The following is a 17,747-nucleotide window of genomic DNA, read 5'->3' as shown; positions in this document are numbered from 1 at the left end:
TGATCATTTGGGTTGATTTTTAGAGAAATATGTTTGAGGCATTCTTTCTCGAATGTATGATTCCTACTGCCTTTTAACAGGCTGTTGATAAACTACTTTCTTAGGAAACGTTCTTTTAGCTATATTTGTAAAAACGCGAAATTTTCATGACTGCAAAATATTCTGAAGACTCAATACGTACACTCGATTGGAAAGAACACATTCGTAAACGTCCCGGCATGTATATCGGGAAATTGGGCGATGGATCTTCCCATGACGATGGTATCTATATTCTATTAAAAGAGGTAATTGATAATTCCATTGATGAATTCGCAATGGGAATTGGTAAATCCATTGAGGTTACCATTTCCGATCGCAAAGTAACCGTTCGTGATTACGGACGAGGAATTCCCTTAGGAAAGGTGATTGATGTAACCTCTAAAATGAATACCGGGGCAAAGTACGATTCCAAAGCCTTTAAAAAGTCTGTTGGTTTGAATGGTGTCGGGATTAAGGCTGTGAATGCCCTTTCGGACGATTTCGTGATTGAATCTTATCGGGAAGGAGAGGTTAAAAAAGCCCATTTCTCAAGAGGTGTGCTTTTAAACGAAGAAGAGGTACAGTCAACAGAAGAAAAAAATGGTGTGAAAATTACTTTCCACCCCGACGAAGAGATGTTTCCGAACTACCGTTATATTTCGGAGTACATCGAAACCATGCTTAAGAACTATGTGTATCTGAACGCTGGTCTTTCCATTTACTTTAACGGGGAAAAATTCTTGTCGAAAAATGGTCTCTTAGACCTTCTGACAGAAAATATGAACTCAGAGGGATTGTACAATATTGTTCACATGAAAGGTGACGATATTGAAATTGCCCTGACTCATGGTCGCCAATATGGAGAGGAATACTATTCTTTCGTGAATGGGCAGCACACCACACAGGGTGGTACACACCTTGCCGCATTTCGCGAGGCAGTAGTGAAAACAATTCGCGACTTTTACAAAAAAGATTTCGATACTTCAGATATCAGAACTTCCATTATTGCTGCCATTAGTGTGAAAGTGGAAGAACCGGTTTTCGAGTCGCAGACCAAAACCAAATTGGGATCGAAAGATATTGGCCCGAATGGTCCGTCGGTACGTAATTTCATTATGGATTTTGTAACCTCTAACCTGGATAATTACTTGCATAAAAATCCGGAGGTAGCCGATGTTCTGTACAAAAAGATTCTTGAGAACGAGAAAGAGCGTAAAGCCATATCGGGAATTAAGAAGATTGCCAAAGAGAGAGCGAAGAAAGCAAGTCTGCACAACCGAAAATTACGCGATTGTCGAGTTCACTTCAATTCAAAGCATGAACAAAAATCAGAAACATCCATTTTTATTACCGAGGGTGATTCTGCAAGTGGATCGATAACAAAATCAAGAAATGTAAACACACAAGCGGTATTTAGCTTGAAAGGGAAGCCGCTTAATACTTATGGACTAACCAAAAAGATTGTTTACGAAAACGAAGAATTTAATTTGCTGCAAGCAGCTTTAAATATTGAGGATGGAATGGAAGGATTACGTTACAACAACGTAATTATCGCAACGGATGCCGATGTGGATGGTATGCACATCAGGTTGTTGTTGATCACCTTCTTTCTACAGTTCTTCCCTGATTTGGTAAGAGGAGGACACCTTTACATTTTGCAAACCCCTTTGTTCAGGGTGAGAAATAAAAGAAAAACCTTTTATTGCTACTCCGATGAGGAAAGAGAAAAAGCAATTAAACGTGTAGGTGCAAAACCAGAAATTACACGATTTAAGGGATTGGGTGAGATTTCACCTGATGAGTTCAAAAATTTCATTGGTAAAGACATCAGACTTGATCCTGTTGTGATGAAGAAAGATGATTCAGTATCAGGAATGCTGGAATTCTACATGGGTAAGAATACTCCGAAACGACAGGAGTTTATTATCGACAACTTGTATGTAGAGAAAGATGAGATCTAATCCTTGATGACCCAAAGCAGCAAATCGAATAAAAACCTTTAAACCCTAAAATCTCTATGAGTAGCGAAGAGAGACAAGATATGGAGAACCCGGAGGAGTTGGACAATGAGTTGAACGGTGCCCAATCAGAAGCCATGCGAAATGTGACCTACCTGTCAGGTATGTACCAGGATTGGTTTCTCGATTATGCATCTTATGTAATCCTTGAACGTGCTGTTCCATACGTGAACGATGGTCTTAAACCTGTTCAGCGTAGGATCTTGCATGCCATGAAACAACTGGACGATGGACGTTACAATAAAGTAGCGAACATTATTGGTAACACAATGCAGTATCATCCGCATGGTGATGCTTCCATTGGTGATGCTTTGGTTCAGTTGGGACAAAAAGATTTGTTGATAGATACCCAGGGGAACTGGGGAAACATACTTACCGGAGATTCTTCAGCAGCACCTCGTTATATCGAGGCCCGTTTGTCGAAGTTTGCCCTCGAGGTTTTATTCAATCCTAAAACCACCAATTGGAAACTGTCTTACGATGGTAGAAACAAGGAGCCAATTACCCTTCCTGTAAAATTCCCATTGTTGCTGGCACAAGGTGTTGAAGGGATTGCTGTAGGTTTGGCATCAAAAATTCTACCTCACAACTTCAATGAGTTGATTCAGGCTTGTATTGCCTATCTTAAAGAGGAAGAGTTTGAACTTTATCCGGATTTCCCAACTGCCGGTATGGTAGAGGTAAGTCGTTACAATGATGGATTAAGAGGTGGTGCAGTTAAAGTTCGTGCCAGAATTGAGAAAGTTGATAACAAGACACTAAAGATTACTGAAATACCTTACGGGAAGACTACTTCCAGCCTGATCGATTCAATCATTAAGGCCAATGATAAGGGAAAAATCAAGATCAAAAAAATCGATGACAATACTGCCGCAAATGTTGAGATCCTAATTCATTTGGGGAATGGTATTTCATCAGATAAAACCATAGATGCACTTTATGCATTTACCGATTGTGAAACATCAATTTCGCCAAATGCATGTATTATCGAAGATGATACCCCAAAATTTATTGGAGTATCGGAAATTCTGAAACGTTCGGCAGATAATACAGTTGCCCTACTGAAACTTGAGCTGGAAATTCGCAAACGTGAGCTGGAAGAGGCATGGCATTATGCATCCTTGGAAAGAATCTTTATCGAAAACAGAATCTATCGCGATATTGAGGAATGTGAAACCTGGGAAGCAATCATTGAAACCATTGATGAGGGATTGAAACCTCATACAAAGCACTTAATGAGAGCTGTAACCCACGACGATATTGTTCGATTAACAGAGATCAAAATCAAGCGCATTTCGAAATTCGATATCGATAAAGCCAAGGATTACATCCAATCGATTGAGGACGAAATTGAGGAAATCAATGTACACATTGCTAACATTATTCCGTTTACAATTCGTTACTTCCAGGCCATTAAGAAGAAATATGGCAAAGGAAAAGAGAGAAAAACAGAAATCAGATCTTTCGAAAATATTGTTGCTACCAAAGTGGTGGTGGCCAATCAAAAATTATTCATCAACCGTGAAGATGGTTTCATGGGAACGGGTCTGAAAAAAGATGAATATGTTTGCGATTGTTCTGATATTGATGATATTATCGTATTTAGAAAAGATGGAACTTACTTTGTAACCAAGGTTGCAGAGAAGTCATTCATTGGTAAAAATATACTACACATAGCCGTTTTCCGTAAAAACGATAAACGAACCATTTACAATGTCGCTTATCGCGATGGCAGAGGTGGAATTTGCTATGTGAAACGTTTCTCGGTAACTAGTATTACCAGGGATAAAGAATACGACCTTACAAAAGGTAGTGCAGGTTCCAGAATTTTATACTTTACTGCCAATCCAAATGGTGAAGCGGAAATAATTCGCGTTGTCTTGAAACCAAAACCAAGATTGAAGAAATTGAACTTCGAGTTCGATTTTGCAGAATTGGCAGTAAAAGGACGAGCATCGATGGGTAACATTTTATCCAGAAATGATGTGCATAAAATCACTCTGAAGCATGAAGGTGTTTCGACCCTGGGAGGTCGTAAAATTTGGTTCGATCCTGATGTATTGAGATTGAATACCGATCAGCGAGGAGATTTCCTTGGAGAATTCCTTGGCGATGATCGAATTTTGGTTGTTAGCAGACCGGCGTCTTTCCATTTTACAAGTTTCGATTTGAGCAATCATTACTCTGATAATATCAGCATAATTGAAAAATTCGAAGCGGAAAAAGTATGGTCGGCCGTATTTTATGATGCCGATCAGGAATATTGGTACCTGAAAAGATTTACCATGGAAGGAAATGGTAAACCAACTGGTTTTATCGGTGATAATCCGGAAAACAAAATGCTGATTCTTACCGACGAAAAATATCCGAGATTCGAGATTGCCTTTGGCGGAAAGAATGAAGACCGTCCAAATGAAATTATCGAAGGTGAGGACTTTATTGGCGTTAAATCTTACAAGGCAAGAGGGAAACGTTTAAGTATCTACGAAATTGCCAAGATTAAGGAGCTTGAACCGCTTCCGCGCGAAAACGAAATTACAGAAGATCAGGCCGAGACGGTTGAGGTGAATGAGCCCGAAACCCAGAGTAGTGACGATTAAATGGAAATAAAAATGTAATCAATCAGGTGTCGTAGACACCTGTTTTTTCTGATAGCTATGCGAATATTCTTAGTAGGATATATGGGATGTGGAAAATCGAGATGGGGCAAGATGATTGCCAATCATTATGGATTTCGATTTCTTGATTTGGATACGCATATTGAGGAGCGTGAAGGGATGACTATTCCTGAAATATTTGCAAAATTTGAAGAAAAAGGATTTCGTGAAAGAGAATATGCTGCCTTACAGTCTATCGCCGAATTTGATCAGGTTATCGTAGCCACAGGAGGAGGAGCACCCTGCTTCAACAATAATATGGAGCAAATGAACAAGATGGGAGAAACCCTTTATATTGAAGGATCTCCTGAACTGTTAAGAGAGCGCATAACAAGCTCAAAGACAGAGCGTCCGCTTGTGAAAAACTTTTCTCATGATGAACTTCTTGAATACATCACAAAGCACCTCGATTCAAGAAAAGGATTTTATGAACAGGCAAAGTATAAAATCATTTCAGGTGATTTAGAATTGGAAAGTTTTATCCAGCTTTTAGATCCAATTATAAACTCTTTAAATCAGAAAGCTTAAATTCGTCCAGGTTATTTAAAGTTTTATTGGCAATAATAAACTTGTTAAGGTTTAGTGCGCCTGATTCCGGTATCGCGTAACATTTCATGTTAGCTGCAAGAGCAGAAATTACACCGTTTAACGAATCTTCAAACACCAAACATTCATGTGCTTGTACACCTAGCATGTTTGCAGTTGAAATGAAAATCTGCGGATGAGGTTTGCCATATTCTTCGAATTCAGCAGAATGAACTACTTCAAAATATTCGCGAATCTTCAGTTTATCAAGAACAGCTTCTATAATTTTCATTTTTGAAGAGGAAGCCAGGCCAACTTTTAAGGAAGATTGCTTTAAAGATTCTAAAATATTGTAAACGCCTGTTAAGGCTTCTCCCTTTTCATTCACAAGCTTGATTACATTGTTTACAATATCTTCCACCACATCGGCTTTTGATTTGTGATTCCAGCTTTGAATGTCCCACATGGCATCAACCACTTCATCGATTCTTTTGCCCATAAAAATTTCGAACAATTCTTTACTGGTTGCTACACCTAAAGCATTAAAAACCAGCCTCTCGCTTTCTTGCCAAAATGGTTCAGAGTTGATCAACAACCCATCCATATCAAATATTACTGCCTTAATCATGGGGCAAAAGTAGTCTTTTTTTAAATGATATTTAAAATCAATAGATTTTATCAAATTGTTAATAATTGTTAAATCCCTATGTAGTCAATTATATAGGAGGCGATTTTTTTAAATTTGTTAGAAACTGATTGCACCAGAGCGCATGTACAAATTGAATGGTGGGATACAGTTTTACAGTGTACCAAATGAAATTTTCTAAGTATGGATATAGTTGTTGAGCATCTAACCAAAAGATATGGACCACAAAAAGCAGTAGACAATGTCTCGTTTAGAGTAAAAGCTGGCGAAGTATTAGGTTTTTTGGGGCCCAATGGTGCGGGAAAAACAACCACAATGAAAGCCATTGCCTGCTATATTAATCCCGAAGAGGGAGATATTAAAGTGGGTGGTTATTCCATTAAGGAACATCCTGAAATCATCAAAAAGAATATTGGTTATTTACCAGAGAATAATCCTCTTTATCAGGATATGAATATCATTGATTTTTTAGATTTTATCGCAAAAATTCATGGCATTCCAAAATACCTGATACCTGAACGAATTCTGGATATGGTAAGGATTTGTGGCCTGGAAGGCGAGAAACACAAATTAATTAGTGAGTTATCGAAAGGATATCAACAAAGAGTTGGTTTGGCACAGGCTTTAATTCATGATCCTGAAATTTTAATACTCGATGAGCCTACAACAGGTCTGGATCCTAATCAGATTGTAGAAATCAGGGAATTAATCAAACGAATTGGAAAGGAGAAAACAGTTATATTAAGCTCACATATTCTTGCCGAGGTAGAGGCCACCTGCGATCGTATTTTAATCATTAATAATGGACGAATAGTGGTGGATGGTACAGCCGAGGAGCTAAGAAAGCAGGCTGCCGGAAATGAAATTCTGAAATTGGGAATACAGGGTGGCGATGTCAATGACATTTTCGAAAACCTGATTCATCTTGAAACTGTAGACGCTGTTGATTTTATTGATGTAGACCGTCAATTGTTCGAGGTACAGTCAAAAGAAGAGGTAAGTTCGGTAAAATCCATCTTCGACCTTTGTGTGCAAAACAATTATTATATTTCGGAATTAACGCCAAGCGAGAAAAAACTGGAAGATATCTTCCGTCAATTAACTCTTCATTAATAGAAATATGAAGCAAATTTTACACATTGCAAATCGCGAATTAAATACATTTTTCGATTCATTAACAGCTTATGTACTTATTGTAATTTTTTTGGGCTTTAGTGGATTTTTTACCTGGATATATGGTGCAGATGTATTTTTCGTTGGACAAGCCAGCCTGAGCACGTTCTTTACCGTGGCATACTGGAGTTTGTTCATCTTTATTCCTGCATTAACCATGAGATCCATAGCCGGGGAATTAAAGGCCGGAACTTTGGAGCTTCTATTAACAAAACCGGTTAGCGACTGGCAATTGATTCTTGGAAAATTCCTGTCCACTTTTTTCCTAATCGGCATTGCACTGGCACCTACATTATTTTACTACTTTACCTTATGGGCCATTGGTCCGGTCGATCATTCGGCTATTGTTCTTGGATATGTTGGTTTGCTGCTCATGAGTATGGTGTATATCAGCATTGGTTTGCTTACCAGTTGTTTGTTTTCAAATCCTATTGTAGCTTCATTAACAGCCTTATCGATAGGTATATTTTTCCATATTATTTTTGATGTTTTGGCCTCGAACTTTGTTGGTTTTGCCGGAAGTTTATTTAGCTTTCTTAGCCTTTCAACACATTTCGAATCAATTACGCGTGGTGTAGTGGATACAAAAGATTTAATTTATTTCTTTTCCATTGCATTCTTTTGCCTGTATGCATCAAAAATGATTCTCTCTAATAGAAATCTACAAGTTTAATCGTTAGATACGTGGTATGATAAAAAAGAGGAAAGTTCTATATAATATTTTAATGGTAGCCGGCATTCTGATCGTGCTGAATGCCCTGTCTTCAGTTTTCTTTCTTAGAGCCGATTTTACGGAAGATAAAAGATATACCTTAGATCGATCAACGAAACGAATTCTAAGCGAGGTTGACGAGCCTATCATCATCACCTTGTACATTTCTGATGATCTGCCACCAGATGTGAACAGAACAGTTCAGGATTTTAAAAACCTCTTAACCGAGTACAATCATTACAGCAAGAGAAAAATTTCTTTCGAATATGTAAATCCAAATAAAAACGAGAAGTTGGAACAAGAGGCCATCGAGGCTGGAATTCACCCTGTACCACTGGAGATCAGGGAGAAAGACCAACTCAAAGTTCAACGTGTTTTTTTGGGTGTTGTGATACAGGTAGGAGATGAATTCGAGGCAATTCCATTGATTAAGCCAGGGATTGCAATGGAGTATACCTTGTCTACTTTGATTAAAAGATTAACCATTAAAGACAAACCTCAGATTGGTTACATTATGGGGCATGGAGAGCCCGAATTTGCTGCCATCGAGCAGGTCTTGGACGAACTATCCATACTCTATGACGTAAAGCCAGTTTACCTGCTCTCTGAGCCAGATTTGGAGAAATACAAATGCCTGATGTTGATTGGACCAACCGGAACCATTTCTCCTACACAGTTGGGTAGTTTGGATAACTATTTGCAAAAAGGTGGATCGCTGATGATTGCCATGGAACGTGTAAGAGGGATGTTGAATGAAGGAATTGGTGTTAGCGTAAATACTGGTCTTGAAAAATGGCTACAAAATAAAGGTTTATATGTCGAGGATTCTTTTATTGTAGATAAAAAATGTGGTACGGTTACAGTTCAACAGCAAGGATTTTTCTCCTTCCCAAGACAAATTAATTTCCCATATCTACCCGTGATTTCGCGCTTTGCCAATCATAGCATTACTGATGGTATTGAAACCTTGATCCTGCAGTTTGCCAGTCCGATAAAATACGTTGGCGATACATTAATGGAATACCGCCCATTGGCTTACACTTCAAAAGTTTCGGGGAAACTAATGGCGCCTATTAGTTTTAACATTGGAAGAGATTGGCGCACTCAAGACTTTTTATATCCTGATTTAACCGTTGCAGCCACACTTTCAGGTACAATGGGAGGAAACGAAGAAGCAAAAATATGCCTGATTGGTGATGGCGACTTTATTGTAAATGGTTTTGGCGCCAATAAAATTTCGATTCAAAAAGACAATATTAACCTCTTTGCCAATGCCATCGACTGGCTCTCGGATGATTCAGGTTTAATGAGCTTAAGAACCAAAGGAGTTTCTTCACGTCCATTGCGAGAAATTACAGATGGTAAAGTATTTATGATCAAATACTTTAATTTTCTAATCCCTGTTGTATTGCTGATTATCTATGGGGCAATACGATTTAGACGAAGAACGCTAAAGAGAACGAAAAGAATGCGACCTGGATTTATTAAGTAAGGAAAAATTGTGCTAAGAAAGGTATTTTGTTCCCGGCTTCCGGTAAACCGGGGAACGATTTTACCGGAAGCTAATTAGCATATCAATGAATCGGGGAACAAATAAAAACGCTTGGTTTTTATTTATCGAAAGCAATTTAATTATATTAAAATGAGTAATCAAAAAAAATACTTGCTTGCGATTCGATATTTTTCTTTAAAATGATGTAAGTAGCAGGATATGAATGTTATCCGATATTGTAGAGTTTTGTAATTTAAATTCCATTTAAATAATGCTAAAAGCTCAATGTTAATAAGTTAGCATGTAATGTTTATAACTGGCATAAAAAAAAGCGAAGATTTCTCTTCGCTTTTCTTATATCAATTAATGGATTAACTCTTTCGTTTAATTCTTAATTTCTGACCTACTTTCAGGCTTCGTGCATCTTTAATATTATTCAATTTCATGATATCATAGTTAGATACACCAGGGAATTTTTTAGCGATTGTCCAGAAGTTATCTCCACGGCGAACAGTGTAATAAACATAGGAACCATCGTTTGTTGGAGCAGGAGTACTTTTGCTAACTGTTTTACTGGTACTAACCGATTTACCCAATGTAGCTTGTTTTTGGGCGTAGCTCATCGTGTTGAATCCTTTGTAATAATCAGCTTTCGATTTTGGCACATACACCACAAGTTTTTGTCCCACTTTAATCAGATTTCTTCTGATGTTATTCCAATATCTCAAATCAGATGTTCTTACATGAAACCATGAGGCAATTAATCCTACTGCATCACCCGGTTTCACTTTATAATAGACTTTAGCCTTGTTTTTAGGTGTTACATGGGCAAATTTCTGATATCTGTCTCTAGGGTTAACAACCTTGTCTTTTTGGCTAAAATAATAGTCTTTTTTGTATGCAAAGATTGAATCCTGCATATCAATAAACTTCGATGTCAGTTCCAAAGGCAATTTCAGCGAATATGCTTTTCCTCCTGGCAAAATATCTGCACGATATTGTGGGTTCAAATCTCTTAATTGCTCTTTTGGGATATGAATTACATTCGAAACCTGATCGAAATGCAGAGTTTCGTCAATCATTAAAGTATCGCAGGCAATTGGGAAATTCGATTTCTTCGGATATAAATTGTGTTCCTTGTGGTAGTTAAATGTGTAGATTGCTGCAATAAATGCAGGAACATAACCTCTTGTTTCGCGAGGCAACCTGTAGTAAATATCCCAATAGTTACGTTTGCCACCGCTGCGGCGAATTGCTTTGTTTACGTTTCCAGGACCACAATTGTAGGCGGCAATTACCAAATGCCAGTTGCCATACACTTTGTACATATCCTTTAGGTATTTTACCGCTGCATAACTCGACTTAACAGGATCTCTTCTCTCATCAACAAATGAGTTGATATCCAGCTTGTACATTCTTCCGGTTCCGTACATGAACTGCCAAAGTCCGCTGGCACCAGCACGCGATAAAGCTTTCGGATTTAATGCCGATTCAATAATTGGCAAATATTTCAACTCCTGTGGAAGTCCTTCTTTGTCAAGAATTTCTTCAAACAAAGGGAAGTAATATTCCGATAAACCCATCATGTACTCTACCTGTGATCTTCTTTTTTCAGAATAGAGTTTAATGTAGTTCTTTACAATTTTGTTATACGATAAATCGATTAATGAAGGAATTTCTTTTAAGCGATTAATGTAAACAGAATCGTTAAGTGGAACATTGGTATTAACTGTTTCGTTGCTGTACTGCGATTCGTTATGGTTTAGGTACCACAAATGCAATAAACTGTCTAAATTACTCGAAAAATTAGGGTTGATCTTGTCATCTAAATCGTAGCGAACATCAACATTATTCAGTTTTAAAAATGCCAAAGTATCGGTTTCCTGAGCCGTTTCGGTGGCAACAATTTCGGTTTTTACGGTATCTATTTCGGAAAGAACGTTTTCTGTTACTACCCTTTCCTCTTGTATATTTTGTGTTGTGTTTGGCTGAATTGTACTGCACGCAAAACTAGTTCCCAATAAAATCAGGGGGATAAAAAAAATCTTTCTTCTCATTGTCTCTTTCTCTCTTCTAAAAAGTAATTTGGCATCTAAATCCTAACGAATTGCCCGTAAATGCTGAATAACTAACAGCAGGCTCTACTCTAAGAGTAAGTTCATCGTTCACGTTAAAGTTCATCAAATGGGCATCAACTGCTGCATCGATGATATTTAATACGTAAACTCCGGCTAAAATGATATAGCTCAGGTCTCTGTCGTGTTTATAGGAGTCCTTATTGTTCTGTAATTGATTTTTGAACCAATTGTCTCTTCCTAAATCAGTATTTTCCCAATCCAGGTCCAATATTTCGTTGTAACTATCCGCAGTAGGTTTTGGAATTGGAGTTTCTAAATCTGGCGATTGGTATTTGTAATCGTAGAAATTTGAAAAATCCCTAAATCCATTTTTATATTCTTTATAACGAGAAGTGTTCCAGCTTATTGCATAGATGGTTGCACCGATTCCTGCATAAAGAATAGGAATTTTCCAGTACTTTTTGTTGTAAGCTTGTCCTAAACCCGGAAGCATTACCGAATACATGGTAGCCTTATGAGGCGAGTGTACTTTTACACTCGATTTCACCTCCACGGTATCTGCTGTAAGACGCTGAGCCTGAACTTTAAAATTTCCGGCAAAGATGAATACAAGCAAAACCGCCACTGTACTTAAAAGTGGGCGTAATTTGTTCAATTTGTATTGTTTTATTTTATTACTATTTACGAATTCATTTGATCCATAACGGCCAAAATACGCTCTAAATCATCATCCGATTTAAATGGAATGATAATTTTTCCTTTCCCATTGTTGGTACGCTTTAAATCAACTTTGGTTTTAAAATGATTAGAAAGATGATCTTTCAACGATTCATATTCTTTCGGCAATGCAGATTTCGAAGGAGCTTTATTCTCCTTTTTCCCATTGTTTAGTTCACGAACCAGTTCCTCTACTTTTCTTACAGAGAAATCGTTCTGAACTGTTAACTGGAAAATATCAAGCTGCGATTTCGGATCATCAACATTTACCAGAGCGCGAGCATGGCCCATAAGTAGTCTTTTCTCTCGAATTCCTTTCTGAATTTCAGCAGGTAGCTTAAGTAATCGTAAATAGTTGGATATGGTAGATCGTTTTTTTCCGACACGTTCGGATAAACTCTCCTGGGTTAGCTTAATTTCATCAATCAGGCGTTGGTAACTAATGGCAACTTCGATAGAATCAAGATCTTCACGTTGAATATTTTCCACCAGGGCCAATTCTAACATTTTGTCGTCGTCGGCAACGCGAATGTATACAGGAACTTTGCTTAAACCAGCAATTTTTGCTGCTCTAAATCTTCGTTCCCCGGCAATCAACTGGTAGGAGTTGTTGTTGATTTTGCGTACCGTTAAAGGCTGAACAATACCAAGTTCTTTGATCGACTGTGCAAGTTCATTCAAAGCTTCCTCGTCGAATTTTGTTCTTGGCTGATATGGGTTGGCTTCGATTTTTGAAATTTCAACTTCGTTGCTTAAATTTCTTTCCGGTTTTGCCTGTACGTCATCAACATCGTCGATTAGTGCTCCTAATCCCCTTCCTAGTGCGCTTTTCTTTGCCATCTTACTCTTTCAATATTTGTTATTCGCTGATAATCTTTTCTTTATTACTCATTTTGGTCATGTTGTTATTCTGCAACAATTCACGAGCCAAATTTAAGTAATTAATTGCACCTGCCGAGTCTGCATCGTAAAGAATTGCAGGTTTTCCGTAGCTTGGCGCTTCTCCAAGCTTGGTGTTACGCTGGATAATGGTTTCAAATACCATATCCTGGAAATGTTTTTTAACCTCGCTAACCACCTGGTTCGATAATCTTAAACGGCTATCGTACATGGTTAGAAGGAAGCCTTCAATTTCCAATTCAGTATTTAAACGAGACTGAATAATTTTAATTGTATTTAAAAGTTTTCCAAGTCCTTCCAAAGCAAAATATTCGCATTGTACAGGAATAATTACCGAATCGGCAGCTGTTAAAGCATTCACGGTAATCAAACCTAATGATGGAGAACAGTCTATCAAAATAAAATCGTAATCAGGGCTCACCTGTTCCAATACTTTCGAAAGAATTTTCTCACGGTTCGAAAGGTTTAGCATTTCAATTTCGGCACCAACCAAATCGATGTGAGAAGGGATGATATCAAATCCTTCAATATCACTTGTAAGAACAGCTTCTTTCGGATCAATTCCATCAACGATGCATTCGTAAATACTTTTCTCGATGGTGCGTACGTCGTAACCAATACCCGATGTAGAATTTGCCTGTGGATCAGCGTCAACGATCAAAACCTTATACTCCAAAACGGCAAGGCTCGATGCCAGGTTGATAGCCGTTGTGGTTTTTCCAACCCCTCCTTTTTGGTTCGCCAGAGCAATAATTTTAGCCATAAACAATTCGTATTACAAGGATTTAAAATTAAATGATTTGATGTAGTTCCAAAGATACAATTTTAAGCGACATTTAAAATTTTGAGTCATTCTAAAATAGCACTCGAAACAATTAATTTATCAACATATTTCTGTCATGATTTTTAGAAAGGCTTTTAAATCTGAACTAGGTCAAATTCAGCGATTTTCATAATCAATAAAAGCATGCTCCGAAAATTTATGCTTCCGCAAATAATTTAACGCTCTCTTTCAGTAATTGATCTTTTTCAATCGGTACTACAACCGGAATTTCACAAACAATACCACCGGCCAAATTCGAGATTGCGGCAATATCTTTTGCTTCCATTCCTGCAGCCAAACAAAGGGTTGCAACGCTAATTACGGTATCTCCAGCACCCGATACATCTGCAATTTCGCGAACTACAGCCGGAATGTGTTCATATGTATTTTCATTGCTGATAAAAACGCCCAATTCAGATAGCGTAATTAACAGTTTGTGGATACCCATTTCGTTCTGAAACTTCTTAGCCTCGGCAAATAATCCTTCAATATCACCTTTTTCAAGCTGAAGGTTCGACCCCTCAACAAACTCTTTGAAATTGGGTTTGAACAAGGTCACATTCTTATAATCAGAATAGTGTCGTTTTTTAGGATCCACAAGAATCGGAATGTTCTTGCTATTGGCGATATCAGTAATCTCTTCAATTAACTTTTTAGTGATTACTCCCTTGTCGTAATCCTCGAATACTACCGCATGAATTTCGTGTTTGTCTATTAAACTTTTAATGTGATCGATAAATTCAATTTCGATCTCATCAGCCAACTCATGCGTATCTTCTTCATCAACTCGAATAATGTGTTGGTTGTCGCTGATAAATCTTGTTTTTACAGTGGTTCTCCTGTGATCGCTGCTTACAATTCCATATTGTTCTTCCTGAATTTCGGTTAGCAATTCCAGGAATTCTTTTCCTTTTTCATCTTTTCCAATTACTGAGCAAAGGATAGGATTTGCGCCCATCGATTTGATATTTAAAGCAACATTGGCTGCTCCTCCCAATCGGCTTTCGCGATTTGCGCACGAAACAATGGGTACAGGTGCTTCTGGAGAAATACGTTCTACTTTGCCCCATACATAGGCATCAACCATTACATCACCAATAATTAGCACATTATAATCAGCAAAACTTTCGAAAGTTTTTTCAAGTTCTATTTTGTTCACGATCATTCGATTTTCGAAGTTATGTCAGCAAAGATAAACAAATTCGTTTGTTAGGAAACAGGTAGGAAATGCCTTATATTTTTTTAACACTTAATCGAACTCAGCTTATTACATTGGATCTACATCAAAATGAATTTGAATGCTCTTAAACTTTTCGATCTCTTTTAGGAAATTGGCTTGTTGATTCAGTATCCATTTTGCCTTGGCGGGAGAACTTTTCTTTTCAATTTTTAAAAGAATGTTCACAATAAAGGAATTTTGGATTCGATTAATTACAGGCGACTGAGGGCCAAAAACCCGGATACCAAAAATCTTTCGAAGCGATTGAGCCAGGTAGTTGGCCGCTTCGTTTACCAAACGTTGGTTTTTGTGTTTTAAACTGATATTGATTAAACGATAAAATGGGGGATAGATGTACTCTTTTCGTTCGGACAGCTGTGATGAGTACATTTCAAAATAATCGTTCTTTACAACATTTTTAATGATTTCGTGATCGGGAGTATAGGTCTGAATTAACACTTTACCCCTTTTCTTTTTTCTTCCAGCACGCCCCGAAACCTGGGCCATCATCTGAAAGCTGCGTTCATAGGCTCTAAAATCGGGGTAATTCAACATCGAATCGGCATTTAGAATCCCAACCAGTCCAACATGATCGAAATCCAAACCTTTCGAAACCATTTGGGTTCCTACCAGGATATCCAACTCTTGTTTCTCGAACTTGTATATCAACTTTTCGTAAGCATTTTTCTTACGTGTAGTATCCAAATCCATTCTTCCAACTCGTGCTTCGGGGAAGTAGGAGAGTAGTTCTTCTTCTATTTTTTCTGTTCCGAAACCACGATCCTCCATTCCTGTCGATCTGCAATGATCACAATTGTTGGGTGGAGCCATACCATGACCACAGTAGTGGCAAACCAGTAGGTTATTATGACGATGATAGGTAAGGCTTACCGAACAATTTGGGCAGTGAGGAACCCAGCCACAGGATTTACATTCCAGGTAAGGCGCATAACCTCTTCGGTTCTGAAACAAGATGATTTGTTCCTTATTTTCCAGACTTTCGGTCATGTGTGCCATAAGCTCGGGAGAAAAAATAGATTTCATCATCTTTTTCCTTCGGGCTTCTTTGATATCGGCCACAATAATTTCTGGCATTTCAATTTCCTGGTGTCGCTTAAACAGTTCTACCAGGCCATATTTGCCAGTTTGAGCATTGTAGTAACTTTCAACGGCCGGAGTTGCAGTACCCAACAAGGTTTTTGCACCGTGCAGGTTGGCCAGGTATAAAGCAGCATCGCGTGCGTGATAGCGTGGCGAAGGATCGAATTGTTTGTAGGTGTTTTCGTGTTCTTCATCTACAATTATCAATCCCAGCTTACTGAATGGCAAAAAAACCGAAGAGCGAACTCCTAAAATTACCTGGTAAGCTTTATCAGATTTATTTTCGAGTACGTTATTGTAAATTTCAACGCGTTCGGCATCGTTAAATTTGGAATGGTAAACACCAACTTTGTTGCCAAAAACAGATTTTAAACGATTGATAATTTGAGTGGTAAGTGCAATTTCAGGAAGCAGGTAAAGAACTTGATTTCCTTGTTTGATTTGCTCTTCAATCAGGTGAATGTAAATCTCGGTTTTTCCGCTCGATGTTACCCCATGCAAGAGCACACAATTTTGCTCTTCGAAATTCTCACGAATTTCGTGAATGGCCTTTTCCTGGTGCTGATTTAATTGTTTTAAACCCCTTAGTGGAGTCTCGCTTAAATCGAGTCGGTCTAACTTTTCAAAGTAAAATTTGAGAATGTTTTTTTCTACCAGCGATTTAAGAATAGCTCTTGAGCAATTGCTTGCTTGCAGAAGGTCGTTGCTACTTACTTTTTCAGGGATATCTTCGAAATAATGTTTCGATAAATTCAGGTATGAATACAGGAGTTCCTGTTGTTTTTTTGCTCTTTTTAATCCATCGAGAATGTCTCCAATTTGCTCTTCAGAGAAATCTGAATGCAAGCAAACATACTCTTGTTTTTTCTCTTTGTAATTCGATGATATTTGTTCTTCGACAAAAACTGCACCTTTTTCCAAAAGGGATTTAATCTGCGGAAGCGTATTTTTTAAACCCGTTGCCTGGTTTAAGCTGGCAATGCTTACATCTTTTGAATTGCCTAAAATGTCCAGAATTTGATCTTCACTTTTGCTGAGTGCCTTTTCGGCCATAAAAGCTTCGTTCAATGTAATTTTTGTCTGACTTTCGAGTTTAAGGCCGGAAGGTACGGCAGCTTTATAAACATCGCCCAATACGGCTTGATAGTATTGCGAAATCCAGTCCCAAAATTTCAATTGAATGTGATTGATTATCGGAAAATGATCGAGACATGACAGGATGTCTTTGGTTTGATAATCGTCTGGGGCATTGCTGTGAAGTGATTGTACAATGCCTGTGTACATTTTTTTGCTTCCCAAAGGAACAACTACCCTTTTCCCAATGGCCAATTCGGTTTGTAACTCTCCTGGTATAGAATAAGTAAAAACTCCGGCCAGTGGAAGCGGCAGTATGATATCTGCGAATTTAGGATGATTGTTCATTCTTAAGGCATTTTTCCCAAAGTTATTAGTTCTGATTGAAATCCCAAGGCTGGAATTCCAATCAGAAGAAATATATCTTGAACAATAGCTGTCGCAAATTATGTAACTAAGTTCGTTTCGAGCTTGGTATTGCTTTGGTTCTGGTCTGATTTAGATCTGCTTAACAGAATCAGATAAGCTTTTAGCTGTTTGAAACTGGCTTATGGCCAAAAGCTTTTCAAACAATTCAAGTTCAGTACGAAACAA

General features: G+C 38.0%; 13 protein-coding genes. 6 read left to right on the top strand and 7 right to left on the bottom strand.

The window, feature by feature from the left end:
* Positions 1-146: 146 nt before the first annotated feature.
* From ELS83_RS02990 to ELS83_RS02980, 3 genes are read left to right on the top strand one after another with little or no spacing between them, the layout of a single operon-like run.
* A complete protein-coding gene (locus tag ELS83_RS02990; protein ID WP_171594043.1) occupies positions 147-1,979 on the top strand; it encodes a DNA topoisomerase IV subunit B in 1,833 nt (610 codons plus the stop codon).
* 56 nt (positions 1,980-2,035) lie between these two features.
* Positions 2,036-4,636 (top strand): DNA gyrase/topoisomerase IV subunit A, encoded by a 2,601-nt coding sequence (locus ELS83_RS02985; RefSeq protein WP_171594042.1) that lies wholly within the window; start codon positions 2,036-2,038, stop codon positions 4,634-4,636.
* Positions 4,637-4,693: 57 nt separating this feature from the next.
* Complete coding sequence (locus tag ELS83_RS02980) at positions 4,694-5,221, top strand: shikimate kinase (RefSeq protein WP_171594041.1); 528 nt, start codon at positions 4,694-4,696, stop codon at positions 5,219-5,221.
* On the opposite strand, the gene hxpB is transcribed toward ELS83_RS02980, so the two are convergent.
* Positions 5,193-5,846: a hexitol phosphatase HxpB gene (hxpB, locus tag ELS83_RS02975; RefSeq protein WP_171594040.1), complete on the bottom strand. Its 654-nt coding sequence runs from the start codon at positions 5,844-5,846 to the stop codon at positions 5,193-5,195. The two genes, ELS83_RS02980 and hxpB, sit on opposite strands and share 29 nt — an antisense overlap.
* A 201-nt stretch (positions 5,847-6,047) precedes the next feature.
* On the opposite strand from hxpB, the gene ELS83_RS02970 reads away from it, so the two are divergent.
* Genes ELS83_RS02970 through ELS83_RS02960 form a run of 3 tightly spaced genes read left to right on the top strand, consistent with a single transcriptional unit; the run spans position 6,048 to position 9,241 of the window.
* Positions 6,048-6,977, top strand: coding sequence for an ATP-binding cassette domain-containing protein (locus ELS83_RS02970; RefSeq protein WP_171594039.1), 930 nt, complete (start codon positions 6,048-6,050; stop codon positions 6,975-6,977).
* Between the two features lie 7 nt (positions 6,978-6,984).
* On the top strand, positions 6,985-7,710 hold the full coding sequence (locus ELS83_RS02965) for an ABC transporter permease subunit (RefSeq protein ID WP_171594038.1): 726 nt from the start codon (positions 6,985-6,987) through the stop codon (positions 7,708-7,710).
* A gap of 16 nt (positions 7,711-7,726) precedes the next feature.
* Positions 7,727-9,241, top strand: coding sequence for a GldG family protein (locus tag ELS83_RS02960; RefSeq protein WP_171594037.1), 1,515 nt, complete (start codon positions 7,727-7,729; stop codon positions 9,239-9,241).
* A gap of 371 nt (positions 9,242-9,612) precedes the next feature.
* Here ELS83_RS02960 and ELS83_RS02955 read toward each other — a convergent pair whose 3' ends face one another.
* From ELS83_RS02955 to priA, 6 genes are all read right to left on the bottom strand, one after another.
* Complete coding sequence (locus ELS83_RS02955) at positions 9,613-11,298, bottom strand: lytic transglycosylase domain-containing protein (RefSeq protein ID WP_171594036.1); 1,686 nt, start codon at positions 11,296-11,298, stop codon at positions 9,613-9,615.
* A gap of 16 nt (positions 11,299-11,314) precedes the next feature.
* Positions 11,315-11,974, bottom strand: a complete 660-nt coding sequence (locus ELS83_RS02950) for a DUF5683 domain-containing protein (RefSeq protein WP_171594035.1) — start codon at positions 11,972-11,974, stop codon at positions 11,315-11,317.
* Positions 11,975-12,000: 26 nt separating this feature from the next.
* Entirely contained in the window at positions 12,001-12,876 is an 876-nt protein-coding gene (locus ELS83_RS02945; protein WP_171594034.1) for a ParB/RepB/Spo0J family partition protein, read from the bottom strand.
* Between the two features lie 19 nt (positions 12,877-12,895).
* Positions 12,896-13,699, bottom strand: coding sequence for a ParA family protein (locus ELS83_RS02940; RefSeq protein ID WP_171594033.1), 804 nt, complete (start codon positions 13,697-13,699; stop codon positions 12,896-12,898).
* Positions 13,700-13,916: 217 nt separating this feature from the next.
* On the bottom strand, positions 13,917-14,918 hold the full coding sequence (locus ELS83_RS02935) for a bifunctional heptose 7-phosphate kinase/heptose 1-phosphate adenyltransferase (protein WP_216616336.1): 1,002 nt from the start codon (positions 14,916-14,918) through the stop codon (positions 13,917-13,919).
* Positions 14,919-15,026: 108 nt separating this feature from the next.
* Positions 15,027-17,501: a replication restart helicase PriA gene (gene priA, locus ELS83_RS02930; protein ID WP_171594031.1), complete on the bottom strand. Its 2,475-nt coding sequence runs from the start codon at positions 17,499-17,501 to the stop codon at positions 15,027-15,029.
* Between the last annotated feature and the right edge of the window lie 246 nt (positions 17,502-17,747).

It is taken from the genome of Marinifilum caeruleilacunae, from assembly GCF_013141825.1.
In the GTDB taxonomy this organism is placed as follows: domain Bacteria; phylum Bacteroidota; class Bacteroidia; order Bacteroidales; family Marinifilaceae; genus Marinifilum; species Marinifilum caeruleilacunae.
This window is presented reverse-complemented; position numbering and strand designations above follow the sequence as displayed.

Coding starts and splice junctions, on each gene's coding strand:
- ELS83_RS02985 (WP_171594042.1), top strand. CDS start 2,036: ATGAGTAGCGAAGAGAGACAAGATATGGAGAACCCGGAGGAGTTGGAC.
- ELS83_RS02945 (WP_171594034.1), bottom strand. CDS start 12,876: ATGGCAAAGAAAAGCGCACTAGGAAGGGGATTAGGAGCACTAATCGAC.
- ELS83_RS02970 (WP_171594039.1), top strand. CDS start 6,048: ATGGATATAGTTGTTGAGCATCTAACCAAAAGATATGGACCACAAAAA.
- ELS83_RS02965 (WP_171594038.1), top strand. CDS start 6,985: ATGAAGCAAATTTTACACATTGCAAATCGCGAATTAAATACATTTTTC.
- ELS83_RS02980 (WP_171594041.1), top strand. CDS start 4,694: ATGCGAATATTCTTAGTAGGATATATGGGATGTGGAAAATCGAGATGG.
- hxpB (WP_171594040.1), bottom strand. CDS start 5,846: ATGATTAAGGCAGTAATATTTGATATGGATGGGTTGTTGATCAACTCT.
- priA (WP_171594031.1), bottom strand. CDS start 17,501: ATGAACAATCATCCTAAATTCGCAGATATCATACTGCCGCTTCCACTG.
- ELS83_RS02940 (WP_171594033.1), bottom strand. CDS start 13,699: ATGGCTAAAATTATTGCTCTGGCGAACCAAAAAGGAGGGGTTGGAAAA.
- ELS83_RS02990 (WP_171594043.1), top strand. CDS start 147: ATGACTGCAAAATATTCTGAAGACTCAATACGTACACTCGATTGGAAA.
- ELS83_RS02955 (WP_171594036.1), bottom strand. CDS start 11,298: ATGAGAAGAAAGATTTTTTTTATCCCCCTGATTTTATTGGGAACTAGT.
- ELS83_RS02960 (WP_171594037.1), top strand. CDS start 7,727: ATGATAAAAAAGAGGAAAGTTCTATATAATATTTTAATGGTAGCCGGC.